The organism is Chryseobacterium sp. KCF3-3, from assembly GCF_045865955.1.
Classification (GTDB): domain Bacteria; phylum Bacteroidota; class Bacteroidia; order Flavobacteriales; family Weeksellaceae; genus Chryseobacterium.
Genome location: NZ_AP035792.1, coordinates 1,268,872 through 1,284,332, shown reverse-complemented (window position 1 = coordinate 1,284,332; position 15,461 = coordinate 1,268,872). Strand labels below are relative to the sequence as shown.

The window sequence follows — 15,461 nt, the reverse complement described above, 5'->3', positions numbered from 1 at the left end:
TTAGGGTGGTTTTAGCGGTGGGGCTCACCTGTTCCCATTCCGAACACAGAAGTTAAGCCCACCAGCGCCGATGGTACTGCTAACGCGGGAGAGTAGGCCGCCGCCAGTTTTTATTTTATTTTTAAAAAACCTTTATCATTACGATAAAGGTTTTTTTGTTATATACATACACCAACAAACCAACCCCCAAACCCAACAGAGACATAAGTAATGAGCAATGAGTAATAGGCAATGAGTAATTAGTAATAGATGCGACGTAATAAACTAACCAGCTCATATCTCCTTTATCTTCCTTCCTCCAGCTTCAAGCTTCCTGCTTCCAGCCCTCTGTTTTTCCATTCTTTATCCCACAATGGGTCTTTACCTTCAATACTATCTTTATTCCAACCCAGTCTGTCACTCCGTAGGAGTCTAAATAAAGCTCTTTCGTGGAATTAAAATAACAGAAATATAATTTCTTCTTATTAAAATGCTTCGACTCCGCTCAGCATGACACTTCTAATACTAATTGCTAAAAAACTTAGACATTCTCTTGTCATCTTAAATTCTTTAAACCTCTCATACATAAACCTTGATTCTTAGGGAATGGTTCAATGGGAATAGAAGTGATGCTTACACTTGCAACTCTGACGTCTAATCTCTGTAACTCGAACCCCGTACCCCGGAAATTATGCCCTCTATCATTTTAAGCTCATAATTGGCTTATCATATATAAAACTTATACTTTGTTTATTAAAAGTATTTAAGCTCCGGAATCCATGTTATTTTAAGTCAAAAGAAATAAAAAAACCGCTTCTCTAAAGAAACGGTTCTTATATTGATCACATCGCAAGTTTTCTTAATTAAATATTTAGTTTGCTGCTATCGTAAAAACTATTTGTGTGCTGTAAGATGCTGCGGGAATTGTGACAGACACTCCACCTATTTCAAGTTGTACATTGATGCCGGAATAATTTACACTGTTATTGACTCCTAAAACTCCACTAAAGGTTATTGTTGATAATGTTACAGCATTTGCTTGTGGTATTTCTATAAAATTTGCGGTACCTCCATTGATCGAAGAGGTACAAAGGACACAAAGACCATTGATTGTTGCTGTTCCCCCACTTCTTTTTGCATATAGTTTTAGGGAGCTGTTCCATGAAGTTGGGGAAAGTTGCATGGTGATTTTTGCTCCGGAGGCTGAGAGAAGATTAAGAAAAGACCCAGGCAAAAGACCGGATAATGTTAATTGTGCAGGGTTATCATAAGTTCCGGTATAGTTACTTCCTGCCTCTGTAATGGTAGGGACACTCACAGTCCAGTTAGTGCCGGCAATACTTATGGTTTGCCCTTCGAGATAACTTCCCATTATTAAAGCAATAATGTAAAGATATCTTTTTAAGAACTGTTCTTTGAGAAGGGGACTTTTCATTTTCATTTTATTCTGTGATGGTATAGGTGATGATGATTGCTGTATTGGCCTGAGCCTGTAAATTGGCATAAGTATTAGTGGCAAGTGAAATAGTGAGGGCATGGCCGTTATTCGCTCCATTTCCTGTATATGCTCCGCCAATACCACTAATGATGGTAGTAGGAGTAGTGGTAAGAATTACCTGCCCTGAGGATGTTCCCAATGTTCCACCGCCAGCTCCTGAGGCTGAGGCTGCCTGAACTCTTATATTAACACCTGCGATAACTTTATTTACTGAGGCCGTAATTCTTCTGGTAAGTCCACCGGTAGCAATAGCTGAAGTATAGTTGATCCATTTCGACGTATTGGGAGTTGGTGCTCCAAGAGCATTTCCTGCTTCTGTAGGAGGCGTAAAATTTAAAACAATACTTCCTGTTGGCTCAATATCCATTAAAGTTACCACAGGCAGTGTAAGACTGACAGTAGTATTTGCGGTCTGGGAATAGATTGAACCGGATACAACACAAAATGCAATTAATAATATGGTACGGATCAGAATCATCTCTTCTTTTTTATTTCATTATATCCTACTTTCAAGGATTCCTGTTGATATTTGATCTCTATCTGTTGTTTGACAACATTGATGCTTATTTTTTTTGTTTCCGAAGGTTGTAAAGTAAACAGAAATTTGTCTGTTGAAATTTTATACCGTTTATCAAGCCCGTTACGATAGACTTTAATAGTCCAGTCTCCAGGCCTAAGATAAGTGAAGTCAAAGTTTTCTCCAATGAAACAGATCTTGCGGAAAGTCTGATCATTATTGGTCGCTTCCACAACAATACTTTCCTTTTTCTTCTTTCCTTTTTCAGATTGTACCTGGCCAAAATCCGATTGATCTTTTTCTCCGGTTTCTAAAATTTTAACATGTCCCTGAACATTTGCTGCTGTTGTTAATCCAAAATTAAAGGTATTTTCTTTATTCATCAGTGAAAGAGCAGCAGGTAAAGTTTGAGTTGGAATGTCATTGAGTTCTGTAGTGGAGCGGTCCATTTCAATAAAATAATTACCTGGAATAATATTTTTAAATATATAATTTCCATCCTTATCCGTAACAGATAAATAACTTCCGAGCATTAATCTAATTCCTTCCGTCTTTTTTATACCCAGGTTACTTACATTTCCTGAAAGCGAAACATATTCCGCCGTTTTCTGTACGGGAATATTGGGACGCCATGTATAGCGCATGGAGAATATAAAATCTTTATCTCCGATTTCTCCTCTTTGCAATGAATATCTTCCGGAAAGGTCAAGTTCATTTCCGGGAAATAACTGCTGGTGAAATAGAAGTTCAAACAGATTTCTGTCTTTAAAATATTCCTCAGGCATATAATTGTTCTGATAAAAGATACTTAAGCTGGTCTTATCAGAAAACTGACTAAAGATTCTGGCTCCGTAATAAAGGTTTTTCTGATTTTGAAGCTGATATCTTGAGCTGATAGCATAACTTCCGAAAATGTTAAATGACGTTTTGAACTTTTGAAATGAAAGATTCGCAGAATAAAAACTTGAATTGCCACTAAATCCTGTCAGATAATTATCTGTTTTCCCAAATTGTCCATCCAGGTTTACCTGAAACACGCCTATCTGCTGATTAATACTCACTTTGAAGTAACGCTCATAATAATCAAATTGCTTAGGTTCTAAACGGTCTTTATAGGTTTGATATCCATTATTAAGGATAATGAAACCACTCGGTATATATTTGTACTGTATACCATATTGAAAAGACTTTCTATAGGGTGCAGCCAGTAACAGGGTATCTCTTTGGAAATTTTTGGCATCCTGCATATAATTGGCAAAGACACTTATTTTCTTTGTGAGATTGTAGAAAATATTACCATTAAAGGTATTGGTATTGGTAAAATATCCGGCGAAATCAGGGCTGGCTCTCATATACATTAAATTTCCATTCCACTTTTTAAAAACGGCCTCAGCTTGTAATAAATAAGCTGTTCCATCTGTTTTTTGTGTAGTACTGTACGCCAATTCTCCGGAAAGAGTTATATTGTTTGAAACCTTGAATTTTCCTTTGGCATAAGGCAAATGAGCATCTGAATCAAGTCTTACTTCGCTATATCTGATTTCTTCTTTTCTTGGAGTTTTGTAGAGATAGCCTACAGAAATTTCGGACTCTTTTCGGATTTTAAAGGCGGAATAAAAATTAAATTCATCTTTAATATCTCTGAAAAACCTCGGATGGTTATAAAATCCACCGAAGCTTACTTTATTGAGATCATATCGGATTTCTGCCCCGCGGCCATATCTTGCAAATTCTGTAAGATAGGAAGAAGAGTAAGTTTTATCACCCAGATGAATAGAGAAATTGTTCCGTTTATAATTCACAAAATATTCTTCATATTGAGTAAATGTATTGATTTCTATAGGATTGTGAGTAACCGCTCTGAACTCAATCTGATTTTTATTGTCTTTATCAAGTGTTCCCTTACCATATATTTCTCCCTGAAAACCATCATTATATACTCCCATATTCTGCATACCAATGAAAGATAATGAGAAAGCAACAGGAAGCCTGTGATAAATGTCTTTTTCAGAAGGTTTTGCTGATATCACCTGAGTACTCACATAGACATCCTGATTTTCTTTTGGATTACCTTTTGGATGTACCGAAAGGTTTAGGTTTTGAAATTCATTTTGAGCGAGTTCTGGATTTGTTACTTTATGAATAGTAATTGTTTTTGACTCATTAGGTTCCAGGACTAATGATGTTTCATTATCAACAATAGCATTTTTACTTTCTAGAACAATACTTTCTGTTATATTACCATTATTTTTTAAAAGAAAAGACGCACGGATTGTTTCCCCAGCTCTTACAAATTCAGGAGTATTCAAGGCAGTAACTAAAAGATTGCTGTTCCCTGAAACGATGATTTTTGTATTTTTTGTAAAAGCTATTCCGTTATTGCGATCGGTAATATTCAGTATTACAGTATAGATACCCTGTCCTGTTTCTGTGCCGATACGCAGGGGAACGAGATAAACTGATGTTTCATGAGGAAGAATTTGAAATTCTCCTTTTGCTAAAATAGGATTGATTGAAGGACTTGATGTGGAAACTGAGATATCGTATATTTTGGTTTCTGCCGAATTGTTTTCTAAAGTGAAGGGAATAGAAGTAGACATTCCCGGCATTAAACTATCTTTTTTACTGATCAATCTATTGGATTGCTCTTGAGAAAAAATAAATACCGGGAATAATGATATGATAATAAATAAAGTCCAAGTTCTAATCATTTTTTACTTCTAATTCCACATTGAGTGCAAAAGCATTCTCTTCTTCATCGGTAGCTATGATAGCTGCTTTGTATTTATCGGGGGGTACTTTACTGATGTCAATGTAAAATGTTTTGGAGGTGTTGGGTAACAGCCCCATTGTTAAACTTGAATAAGTTCCCACTTTTTCACCCGTTTTGCGGTTATAGATTTCAATAGATGTTATGGCTTTACAGTAAAGATTACCATTATTGGCTATTGCTATCTTTGCCGTTTGTTTTCCTTCCTGTTTTTCCACCTTGATACTTTCAAACTTAAGATCCGGTTTGGCTTTTTCTGTTTCCAAATCTGTAATGACCTGAATGGCGTATCGTATAATAGAAGTGATGCTCACTCCAGGTTTACCATCACTTGGTTTTATATCTTCTACCGGTTCTACAATGATCACACTCCAATAGCTTCCCGGATCCATTGCCTGATTGGGAACTGTTATTTCATAGAATATCTCAGTCTTTTCTTTACCTTTAAGAGTAACAAGATTGGTGTTGAGTTTCAACCACTCTCCGTTACTTCGTGTATTGGTACGTAATGCTGTATAATTGATCGTTCCGTCCGCATGGTAGGTATAATCCTGTAAAAATATTTTTACACTTTGAGGATTGCTGCCCGTGTTTTCAATGGCAACTTTTCCTTTATAAACCTTTCCGTTTTCTATTTTGTAAGAATGCGTAAGCCCGTTGAGAATCACAATACCGGCATGTAAAAAGCTGAACTGCAAAATCAGGGTGATCAAAAGAAGGATACGCTTTATCATTGTGTAAAGTTTGGAGTTAAATCATGAATAATACAAAGCCAGGAAGAAACTGATTAACAGCTTCTTCTTATTTTTGAAAGGCGAAATTGAATTTTAATTAAATTCTAATCGTCTGATATTGTATAAGTAACGGTAGCAGCAACAGTAGCAGTAGCCTGTAAGTCAGCGTAAGCTGCTACCCCTCCAGGACCACTTCCTGCAGCGAGTGCATAGGTAAGATTGTGACCGTTATTAGCTCCATTTCCTGTGTAAGCACTTCCGATACCTGAAATAATCGTCTGGCCGGCAGCATTTAAAGTCAATAGACCTGCGGATAGCCCTAATGTACCAGCTCCGGCTCCGGTGGCAGCAGCAGCAGTTACATGAAGATCTACTCCAGGAATGAGAGCGTTCATTTTTACGCTTATATTACGGGTAGGATCTGCCACAGATTTAATAGAAGAGTAATTAAGCCACAACGTAGTGTTGGCCGCAGATGGAAGAATAGGATTTCCGGCTTCAGTAGGCGCTGTAAATCCAAGGGTAATGTTTTTGGTTGCTGCTGGTTCAATATCTACCAATGCAACTTCGGGAATAGAAATGGTAACCGTATGGTTATCTGTAGCGAGGTCTTGGGCGCTTAGATTCCCGGATAGAGCCAATGCAAATAAAGACGCTGCAATTGTCAAATTTAGTTTTTTCATGATGCTGATAATTAGTATAGTGAATATAATAAAATTCGGAATAGTTTGAGAAAAATATATCATAATTTTTATATTAATAATTATTTACTGTATGTAATGCATTATATTCAATAGATACTTTAACAGAATAAGTCAAAAAAAGCCTGTACAAATTTGTACAGGCTTTTATCCCTATTGATCAACATTTTTTATGCCCAGTGCGGATCAGAAACTGAGACTTTTCCAGTCTCTATTCTCCCTGAAAAGTGCCACAGATGCTCATTTAGTGTTATTTTCAAATCATACCAACCTTTAAATTTATCAAGATCAATAATTATTTTTTCTTCTGGTTTTTGTACAGAAATTGTTTTTTTATTTTTTGTGTACAGATCTTCCAGATTGATGGAAAAATTTTTCTTTTTGTTGCTTCTTATAGTCAGTTTAACCTGATTTTTTGCTGTTATATTCTCAAAAATTATCTCTATTTCTGGTGAAATACTTCCCTGGAATTTCCTGAAAAAGCCATTGGGACCAAAAATTTCATAATCATAAGCTCCGGAATGTACAGGATGGGATAAATTTTGTCTGGAATATAAGGCATATGAAAAATGATAATTATTGCTGTCAAATTGAGTCCTGTCATAAACAAGTAAAGGAACTCCATTTTCTTTCAGGTTAGTCATTTTTATATGATCTCCTTCCAGGTTTACATGAAAATGATAAGGCAATGGGTTGGAGGGTTTCAGTCCTCTTTCCTGAATGTCAAGCAAATTGTCTTTAAGTTCATCTTCAGAATACCATTTCAGATTGGGAACAGGTTTATTTTTAGCTGCATTGATGGTAGTAGCATAATCCTTTTGATTCAGATAATCCATTTTCGGAACTTTCACGCTGGAAGAATTGAAAGCAGAGGTAAGATCTCCGCATACCGCTCTTCTCCAGTCGCTGATATTGTCAACATGAACATCCTTTTTAAACTTTTTCATGATGAATTTTTCCAGAAACTGCAGTACAGACGTGTGATCCGATACTTCAGAATTTACGAAGCCTCCTTTCGTCCATGGTGATACGATGATCATAGGTACTCTATAGCCTAATCCCACTGTTCCTTCTACTTTTTCATAGCTTTTCAAAGAAGGATTGCTCATATACTCCTGAGATTGATCCACATATTCCACCCCTTCTTTTCCGTTCATATCTACGGGCTGGCTTGGGTTCACCGGTGGTGCAAAAGGTAGTACGTGGTCAAAATATCCGTCATTCTCATCATAATTGATGATAAATATGGTTTTTTTCCATGTTTCAGGATCTTTGGTCAGAATATTCAGAACTTCAGAAATATACCATGCTCCATACCAAGGTGATCCAGGATGATCTGAGAAGTGTTCCGGTGCTACCAGCCAGGAAACCAACGGAAGTTTTTTCTCTTCCACATCTTTACGGAACTGGAATAATACATCACCTTCCGGAACAACAAGCCTTTCTCCGTTTTCATCCTTTCCGATTTCCAGTTTCCAGTAATCCGGATTATTGGAATTGGTTGTAAATGCTTTTTCGTGAAGATTTTTTTCTTCTTTTGAAAGTTTGGAATAATTATCAGGATGGTATTTCACCTGATCTTCCTGTACTTCCGCCAACATGGCTTCAAGTCTTTCTTTCTGATTAGGATTTTTTTCAATCTCCTTCTTCAGATAGGCAATGATATTGGGAATATTCTGATAATACCCTTTTGAAAACTTAACGTTAAATTTTGAAAACCACTCAATCGGGTTATCTGTAAAATTACTCAGCCAGGCTTCCTGCTCTCCGGACATTCCTTTTGGAAGACTGATTTCATTCTGATAAATTTTCCAGGAAACATTTTGTTGTTCTAATATTTCCGGGAAACTTTTCCATTTTGCCTGCGTTGCTTTGTCATAATCAATATTTTCATTGACAACATTGGCCTTTACTTTTCCGTTTTGCTGTTCTCTCAATGTTCCGGACCAAAGAAACAGCCTGTTGGGAGTAGTTCCGGTAAGCGATGAGCAGAAATACTGATCGAATATAGTGAAGGCGTCTGCCAGCTGATAATAAAACGGAAGGTCTTCGCGGTTGTAATACCCTAAGGTAAGCGGAATATTTTTATACTCTTTATTTCCCGAGGCTTTTGCCTGAAGCCATTGGTCAAATTTTCCTTTGTTCAAAGCTTTCTGCTGATCTGCCCATGAGTGAGGCAATGAGCTCATCCAGGTAGATTTTGTATTTCTTAAATCCAGACGGGCGGGAGATGCATATTTTCCTTCATCATTTTTTTGAAAGAAAACAGAATGGCCGTCCTGTTTTATAAAAGCTCTTTTATCCAAAAAACCTCTTACTCCTTTGAGAGCACCAAAAGCATGATCAAATGAACGGTTTTCCTGCATCAGGATGACAACATGCTCTGCATCATAAAATGTAGACTGGGCAGCCGGATCAATGGCTAAAGCTTTTAAAATAGAAGGATGCAGAACCCCTGAAGTTCCTAATCCCGCTAATAAAATACTTGATTTCTCTAAAAATTCTCTTCTGTTCATGTTCAATCGTAATAAGAAAGAAACCGCAAGTTAATAGGATTTTCCTGCGGTTTCTTTGTTTGATATAAAGTTAATCAGATTTTTATTGTAACCACCAAGGTTTGGAATTGATATTATCATTTCCTCCATATTGAGCCGTTAAAGCAGCTTTTAAATTATTGCTGTTGTAATTATACTCAGACTGCGGATATCTGAACCTGAAAGGAGCTGCAACTCCTGCTTTTAAAGGATAATTTGGAAAGCCTGTTCTTAAATAATCAAAGTAAGAAGTCCACTGTGCCTGATGGAACATCGTCATGTATTTTTGAGTCATGATCTTCTCCAGTTGTGTTTGCAATGGATCAGTATTATTATAAACGACTAAAGGAGTTGTCAGATATTGGTTCACATCAAAGCCTGAGAAATATTGTCCCGGATTTTTTACATACGTCTGATAAAAATTGAAACTTGCTTTGATAGCATTGTCATAATGTGTTTTTGCAGATCCGGAAATCCAGCCTCTTGCTGTGGCTTCAGCCAGAATAAACTCAAGTTCTGAATAACTTAATACAGACGCAGGTTCATTGGTAGGATCTTTATAGAAACGATCGTTTACTTTAGAAATGTTTTTTGCCGTGATCAGCGCTGCATTATCAGAGTAGGGGGAAGTAGGATTTCCACCGTTATATCCTGTATAATCTGTGATGGCTTTTCCTGCTTCTTTTGCTCCGGTAGTCTGTGCTGCAAATGTGAACAAACGTGGATCATGCCTGTCTTTGAACATATTAATAAAATAATCTGCCATATACAAACTCGAACCATATCCACTATTATTAAACATCGTGTATCTGCTGTCAGCAGCATCTGCAAACTTAAGTTCACCATTATCTGCAATGGAAGTCATGAGAGATTGGCTTCCTGCAATTGAAGCAAATTCTGTAGCGATATTATAATTTCCTACTGTCGCTTTTTTAGATAAAGTGATCAGGATTTTCAGACGGAATGAATTGATTAGTTTTTTCCACTTTAAAGCATCTCCGTTGTATACAATGTCACCTTCAATTTTTTCGTTGGTATTAATAAGATCATTGGCTTCTTTTAATTCTGATAAAATTCCGGACATGATGGCTTCCTGTGTATCATATTTAGGCTGGGTAATTCCAGATTCACCCTTTGCTGCCTCAGAATAAGGAGCACTTCCTACTTTTAAACTGATATTGAAGAAATGATAGGCTCTCAAAAACTTTCCGATAGCCAGATAATTTTTATTTCCTCTTTTTTCAGCTTCCTGCATCATTTTTCCGGTGTTCAGAAGTCCTTTGGTATAAACTTCAAAAGAAGTATCATTCCATTTCATATACTGATAAGAATTTTCGCCATCAGTACCAATCATCATTCTGGAGGCATACATATTATCTCCATTTACCTGGAAAGTGTATTTTTCAACATAAGTCAAAAGATATTTAGGATCTATACTGGCCTGGTCATTAGGGTTTTCATTGATGGTATCAAGGTTGGATTCACATGAAGCCAATGTCAGAAGCCCGGCTGCAAATAGAGATTTCATCAGCCATTTTGCCGTTTTACCATTTTGACCTTTCACTTTGTTTATATTATTTTTCATTGTCTTGACGTACTTTTTAGTTAAAACTTAAGATTAAAACCGATTCCAAACCATCTGCTGGATGGATCCTGAATATCATTTTCCGTTTTTGTCTGGAAATCCGGATCAGAATAAAGGTTCTTTGATTTTTTCCACATCGCCAGGTTGTAGGCAGAAATATTGGCGGTGAAACCTTTTACCATTCCTCTTGGATTGAGTAATGAAGAGAAATCATATTCAAGAACTACAGATCTAAGCTTGATGAAAGTTCTGTCGAAAACGTTAGCAAATTCTTCACTTTCATCTTGTGTTACTCTTGCTCGGTATGGATAATTCTGTGCCCAGTCCTGGTAGCTGATTGCTTTGGTGTGTGGAGTATAGGTCCCGGTTGCCGGATTGTAGTTAACCCCATCCGGTACAAAATAGTACGTTCCCGGATTCGCATACTCAAGATCTCTGTACGCTACAGAATTAGGATGTTTTCCTCCCCACCACATTTTTTCCACTACCTGGGATCTCATGACACCTCCGATGCTTCCGTCAATTCCAATGTTTAAAGTGAATTTTTTATATTTGAATGTGTTATTGAAACCGAAAGTCCAGTCCGGATTGAAATGTCCTAAGTTACTTGGAGCATTGGCTCTTGTCGGCATTCCTGTATTCGCATCAAGAATTACTTTTCCATCCGGAGACTTTTGCCATGTATAGTCATAATAGCTATCCATTCTTTCGCCTAACTTAATATTTTTGTAGTTCGGCATATTATCGTAGATAGAAGTTAGCTTTTGTTCGTAAGTACTCCAGTTAATTAATGTTTTCCAGCTGAAATCAGAAGTTTTTACCGGAACTAAACCAAGGGAAACTTCAAATCCTTTTGTGGTATATTCGTTTCCGTTTACATATTGTGAAGTGAAACCAGATGATTCAGCAGCAGGGAACTGAAGAATATTATTATAATCCAATGTTCTGAAATAAGTAGCATCGAAAGTAATTCTGTTATTCAGGAAACCTGCGCTTAAACCTAATTCATAAGATTTTGTCTGCTCCGGCTTCAAAGAGTTTTCTACGTTCAAAGTCATTGGATAATAATAAGTAGGATTTCCATTGAATGTGATTCCCTCATTGTTCAGATAATAATTTCTGATGGAATAAGGCTGGAAATCATACGCTACTTTCGCCCATGAAGCAGAAAGTTTCAACATATTAATAGACTCAGGCATTTTTACCAGGTTGGAAATAACGGCACTGATGGAAGCAGAAGGGTAGAAGTACGATCTGTTGGCTTTTGGTAGTGTGGAAGACCAGTCGTTACGTCCAGAAACATTGATGAAAAAAGCATTATACAATCCGATATCAATTGTTGAATAAGCACTGTAAATTAATTTTTCCTTCAAATAGGTATAATTTTTAAGTGCTCCGATAGAGTTTTCGAAGGTGTACACTTCAGGAATTTTTAATCCATCCGTAGACCTTTCATTATTGTTATTTTTATAATAGAAAGCAGAACCTCCTGCATTGATTGTAAAATCAAAGTTTTCAGATATTTTTTTCTTATAAGTCGCCAGAACATCGTAGTTGAGATTCCATGTTTTATTATCTTTCAAAATATAACCGCCACTTCTTGGAGCATCATAATTGAAATAGGAATAAGGACTCAGAATTTCCGTTTTGCTATGGTTTTCTACAAGAGATATTTTCCCTTTTACCGATAGATCCTGTGTAGCTTTATACTCTAGACCTGTCTGAGCATTGATAATATTGGTTCTGTTCTGATTCTTGTAATATTCTGCTCCAAACCATGGATTGTTGTACCATGCATAGTTCCAGTTGGCTTGTGCTCTTCCTTCTTTTCCAGGAATCCACATATGATTTTTCAATGCTTTTCCATCTACATCGCCTCCCATCCAGATCAGAATGGTGTACATGTGTCCACTTGGATTATAATCGTAGTTGGGGATATTAGGAGTAAACGCCTGGTTGAAGTTGAATTTTGTATCGAAGGTTAATTTATCTCCTAGATGGTTTTCAGAAGAGAAGTTGATCCCGTATTTCTGAAGATAAGAATTGGGAACCCTGTCATCATAATTCATGAAGTTTCCGGAGAACCTGTATACATCTTTGTTATTTCTATAGCTGATCGCAAAGTTATTATTGTTGATAACCGCAGGTTTTAAAAAAGTACTTAAGTTATCATGGTATTTCCAGTCAATCGGCACTCTTTCATATCTTGATTTATCATCATACTGAGTTCCTGTCACGGCTCCATACCACGGAACTACCTGACCTGTTACTTTATCTCTGATCGGGCTATTCCATTGGGCAATCTGTAAACCGGGAACAAATTTTGGTCCCCAGATCATATCTCCATCATTCACTCCGCCGTCAGCTCCGTCCCAGAATTCATATTTTCCGTGTGAACCATTTCCATATTCAGTCTGGGTTTTGGGAAGGTTGGTAAACCCTGCTGTAATCATGGTATTCTGAGAAAATTCTACTGAGAATCCTTTCTTCTTAGCATTTTTTGTGGTGATTAAGACAGCTCCGTAACGACCTCTTGAACCATATAGAGCAGAAGCGGTAGCTCCCTTCAACACGTTGATGTTTTCAATATTGTTGGGATCTAAATTCTGGAAAACCTCTTTTTCCACAATCACACCATCAATAACAAAAACCAGATTGGAGTTTCCTCTCAGCGTAAACTGTGGAGCCTGTTGCATCCCCGTCGGATTGGATACATTCAATCCGGCTACCTGTCCGGAGAATAAATTTCCAATACTTGGAGTAGTAATGGTTTCAAATTGTTTTGTTCCCACTTCCTGAGTAGAATAACCAATCTTTTCTTTTTTCTTGGCAATACCTAAAGCGGTAATTACAACGCCTTCAATCTGCTTTTCGTTTGGCTTTTTTAAAACAACAGAATACTGTTTTTTGGAAGAAACCTCAACGGTATAAACAGAAAAATCAGGAGCAAAAAATTCAAGAATGTCTTTGGGGTTTGCAGAAATAGTGAAATTACCATTTTCATCTGTAGTAGCAGTCTTTCCTGTGTTTTTGTCGGTGATGTTCACACCGGAAACACTAGAACCGTTTTCTGATTTTACATTTCCTGAAATATTGATTTCCTGAGCAGAAAAATAAAGAGGAAGTAAAAAAACGGCAAAAGTGGCTAGAGTTTTCTTCATTTTTTTGAAGGCAAATTTAGCAGTGCACTGTTACCAGTACTTTAATGATGTATTAAAATAAAAATACGATTTAATATTTTTTAACAATAAGAATTAATAAATAAGTAAAATGAAAAATGTCCTTTGTATAGGGACTTTTGCTTTATTATATAAATATAGATAGGAAGCTGGGAGAGGGATGTTGGAGGTTATTGTGGTGGTGTCTACTTCTTGAAATCCTCAGTAATAAATTTTTGAAAAAAACTTCCGTCTTATGAAAGTAACAGATTGTGAAGCCAGGACTTCGATAACTTCCAGCCTCCAGCTTAGCACTTCCTTCTTTTCTTTCTAAAACCTACTCAGAATTCCCCAGTGGATTTTAATATCATTAAACTTAAACGGATTTCCAAACTCATTACCATTAGACAGCTGGAAACTCATCAGACCGATAGGAATGAAGAAGTTGAAACCGAGCCCGACACTGTAGAGTTTGGGCTTTACATTTAAAGATTTATTATTAAGCTGTCCGTATTGTCCAAAGACGTCAAAGAAGGCCTGGTTGCCGATCAGATACCGATATTCCAGACTTCCATAATAATAAAAGTCAGCGGCGAGAGAATTTTCATTGAATCCCCGCATAGAATTCCAACCTCCGAAACGGTATAATTCATTGGCAGAAAACTCTATTTTAGAATCCATCATGGCACCCTCTGCTTTGATGTTCAGGAAATGGTTTCCGGAAATGTGGTAATTGTGCTCTCCAAAGAAATAAAACTGATTTTGATTGGCTTTAATATTATCTTTAGAATAGGTAGTTGTTAAGAAATCATATCCGGCATTGATCCTTGTTTTGTAAAGAAAAAGATCAATATCAGTGGGTTCTGTCATTTCATACCATATCCCGATCCCTTTTTTGTTATAATCTTTTCCCTGAACGTATAACGTATCAATAATAGTAGAGGTTTCCAGAGTCGCTCTCAAACCGATTTTATTTCGGTTATTGATATGGTAATAAAAGGCAGGAAGGAATTTTACATTGGCAAACGTTGAGTCTTGTCTGTAGATATTTACTTTCGTATCCATCCCGATATTCGATTTGAACAGGTACGGAATGTCCACCCGAAGATCGAAATTCTGTCCCTTATCCGGGTTTCTCTGCCAGTACAAATTGACCGTTTCAAAACCATTGAACATATTCCTGAAATTGACATTCATGGTTCCGTTTAACGTAAACTTTGAGCTTTTGTCATTTCCAAAACCAATGACCCCATCGAAAGTATTTGTCTTTTTCTTTTCCAGAAACAGGTAAATACTGGTAGAATCTTTCGTAAATAAAGTTTGTGGCTGCCGTTCAAGGGTTAGAAAAGGATGACTCTGAAAGTTTTTGTTGATGGCTAAAAGGTTTTTGTCATCATAGTTTTTGCCTTTGAACTCCTTTTCCAGGTTTTTGATGAATCTTTTGGGAACTTTTTCGTATCCTTTTACCACAAACCCATTGATCGTTCTTTTATCATTCTTGTTGATGTCAAGTTCTACAATCGGATAGCCATTTTTCTGCCCTTTGTATTTAGATTTGATTCTACTGAAAGAATACCCTTCATCAATATAGGTTTTGTTGATACTTTTCTTGGTGGAGTCTAAATTTTTAGTAAAAAAATCTTTCTGAATTTTTAATTTTTGAACCAAAGAATCTGTAAGGTTTACATAAGTTTCATTGAAATTTTTTCCTTTATCATAGAAAATTTCTGTGCTGTCACCTTTTACTTTTACGTCTTTCAGTTTCGTGAAGAAATAATTACTTTGAGCTAAAGAATCCAGAAATTTTACGGCAGAAGTAGAATCTTTTACTTTTTTTCTGACTTTAGTTTCTGTGTCAATAAGCCAATACTGCTTTTTCTGCGCTTGTGTGAAAACGCAGAACAGTACAAAAAATATTTTCAGAAACAGTTTCAATCCCAAATGTATCTACACCAGACAAGTGATAAAATTAAGCGTAATTATGA

At 36.6% G+C, this 15,461-nt stretch carries 9 protein-coding genes and 1 rRNA gene; 1 reads left to right on the top strand and 9 read right to left on the bottom strand.

Annotated features, from left to right (window positions below):
• The first annotated feature begins 1 nt into the window (after position 1).
• Positions 2 to 109 (top strand): 5S ribosomal RNA (rrf, locus tag ACKTTZ_RS05740).
• A 741-nt stretch (positions 110 to 850) separates the two neighbouring features.
• Here the strand turns inward: rrf and ACKTTZ_RS05735 are convergent.
• From ACKTTZ_RS05735 to ACKTTZ_RS05695, 9 genes are all read right to left on the bottom strand, one after another.
• Positions 851 to 1,414: a hypothetical protein gene (locus tag ACKTTZ_RS05735; RefSeq protein WP_156106383.1), complete on the bottom strand. Its 564-nt coding sequence runs from the start codon at positions 1,412 to 1,414 to the stop codon at positions 851 to 853.
• Positions 1,415 to 1,421: 7 nt separating this feature from the next.
• Entirely contained in the window at positions 1,422 to 1,955 is a 534-nt protein-coding gene (locus ACKTTZ_RS05730) for a hypothetical protein (RefSeq protein ID WP_407847772.1), read from the bottom strand.
• The gene (locus tag ACKTTZ_RS05725) at positions 1,952 to 4,705 is read right to left on the bottom strand and encodes a hypothetical protein (protein WP_407847770.1); all 2,754 of its coding nucleotides are present in this window, start codon (positions 4,703 to 4,705) and stop codon (positions 1,952 to 1,954) included. Before ACKTTZ_RS05725 ends, ACKTTZ_RS05730 begins: the two co-directional genes overlap by 4 nt.
• Positions 4,698 to 5,498 carry a WxL protein host-binding domain-containing protein gene (locus ACKTTZ_RS05720; RefSeq protein ID WP_034692866.1) on the bottom strand — a complete coding sequence of 267 codons (801 nt, stop codon included), beginning with the start codon at positions 5,496 to 5,498 and terminating at the stop codon, positions 4,698 to 4,700. The genes ACKTTZ_RS05725 and ACKTTZ_RS05720 overlap by 8 nt, the downstream gene beginning before the upstream one ends.
• 104 nt (positions 5,499 to 5,602) lie before the next feature.
• Complete coding sequence (locus ACKTTZ_RS05715) at positions 5,603 to 6,181, bottom strand: hypothetical protein (protein WP_034692867.1); 579 nt, start codon at positions 6,179 to 6,181, stop codon at positions 5,603 to 5,605.
• Positions 6,182 to 6,369: 188 nt separating this feature from the next.
• Positions 6,370 to 8,715 (bottom strand): phosphocholine-specific phospholipase C, encoded by a 2,346-nt coding sequence (locus ACKTTZ_RS05710; RefSeq protein WP_407847768.1) that lies wholly within the window; start codon positions 8,713 to 8,715, stop codon positions 6,370 to 6,372.
• 82 nt (positions 8,716 to 8,797) lie between these two features.
• Entirely contained in the window at positions 8,798 to 10,318 is a 1,521-nt protein-coding gene (locus tag ACKTTZ_RS05705; protein WP_253318060.1) for a SusD/RagB family nutrient-binding outer membrane lipoprotein, read from the bottom strand.
• Between the two features lie 20 nt (positions 10,319 to 10,338).
• Complete coding sequence (locus ACKTTZ_RS05700) at positions 10,339 to 13,479, bottom strand: SusC/RagA family TonB-linked outer membrane protein (RefSeq protein ID WP_407847766.1); 3,141 nt, start codon at positions 13,477 to 13,479, stop codon at positions 10,339 to 10,341.
• Positions 13,480 to 13,806: 327 nt separating this feature from the next.
• Complete coding sequence (locus ACKTTZ_RS05695) at positions 13,807 to 15,411, bottom strand: autotransporter assembly complex protein TamA (RefSeq protein WP_407847764.1); 1,605 nt, start codon at positions 15,409 to 15,411, stop codon at positions 13,807 to 13,809.
• Positions 15,412 to 15,461: the final 50 nt, after the last annotated feature.

Excerpts from the sequence above, each read along its gene's own strand:
- ACKTTZ_RS05735 (WP_156106383.1), bottom strand. The coding sequence starts at position 1,414 with ATGAAAAGTCCCCTTCTCAAAGAACAGTTCTTAAAAAGATATCTTTAC.
- ACKTTZ_RS05730 (WP_407847772.1), bottom strand. The coding sequence starts at position 1,955 with ATGATTCTGATCCGTACCATATTATTAATTGCATTTTGTGTTGTATCC.
- ACKTTZ_RS05725 (WP_407847770.1), bottom strand. The coding sequence starts at position 4,705 with ATGATTAGAACTTGGACTTTATTTATTATCATATCATTATTCCCGGTA.
- ACKTTZ_RS05720 (WP_034692866.1), bottom strand. The coding sequence starts at position 5,498 with ATGATAAAGCGTATCCTTCTTTTGATCACCCTGATTTTGCAGTTCAGC.
- ACKTTZ_RS05715 (WP_034692867.1), bottom strand. The coding sequence starts at position 6,181 with ATGAAAAAACTAAATTTGACAATTGCAGCGTCTTTATTTGCATTGGCT.
- ACKTTZ_RS05710 (WP_407847768.1), bottom strand. The coding sequence starts at position 8,715 with ATGAACAGAAGAGAATTTTTAGAGAAATCAAGTATTTTATTAGCGGGA.
- ACKTTZ_RS05705 (WP_253318060.1), bottom strand. The coding sequence starts at position 10,318 with ATGAAAAATAATATAAACAAAGTGAAAGGTCAAAATGGTAAAACGGCA.
- ACKTTZ_RS05700 (WP_407847766.1), bottom strand. The coding sequence starts at position 13,479 with ATGAAGAAAACTCTAGCCACTTTTGCCGTTTTTTTACTTCCTCTTTAT.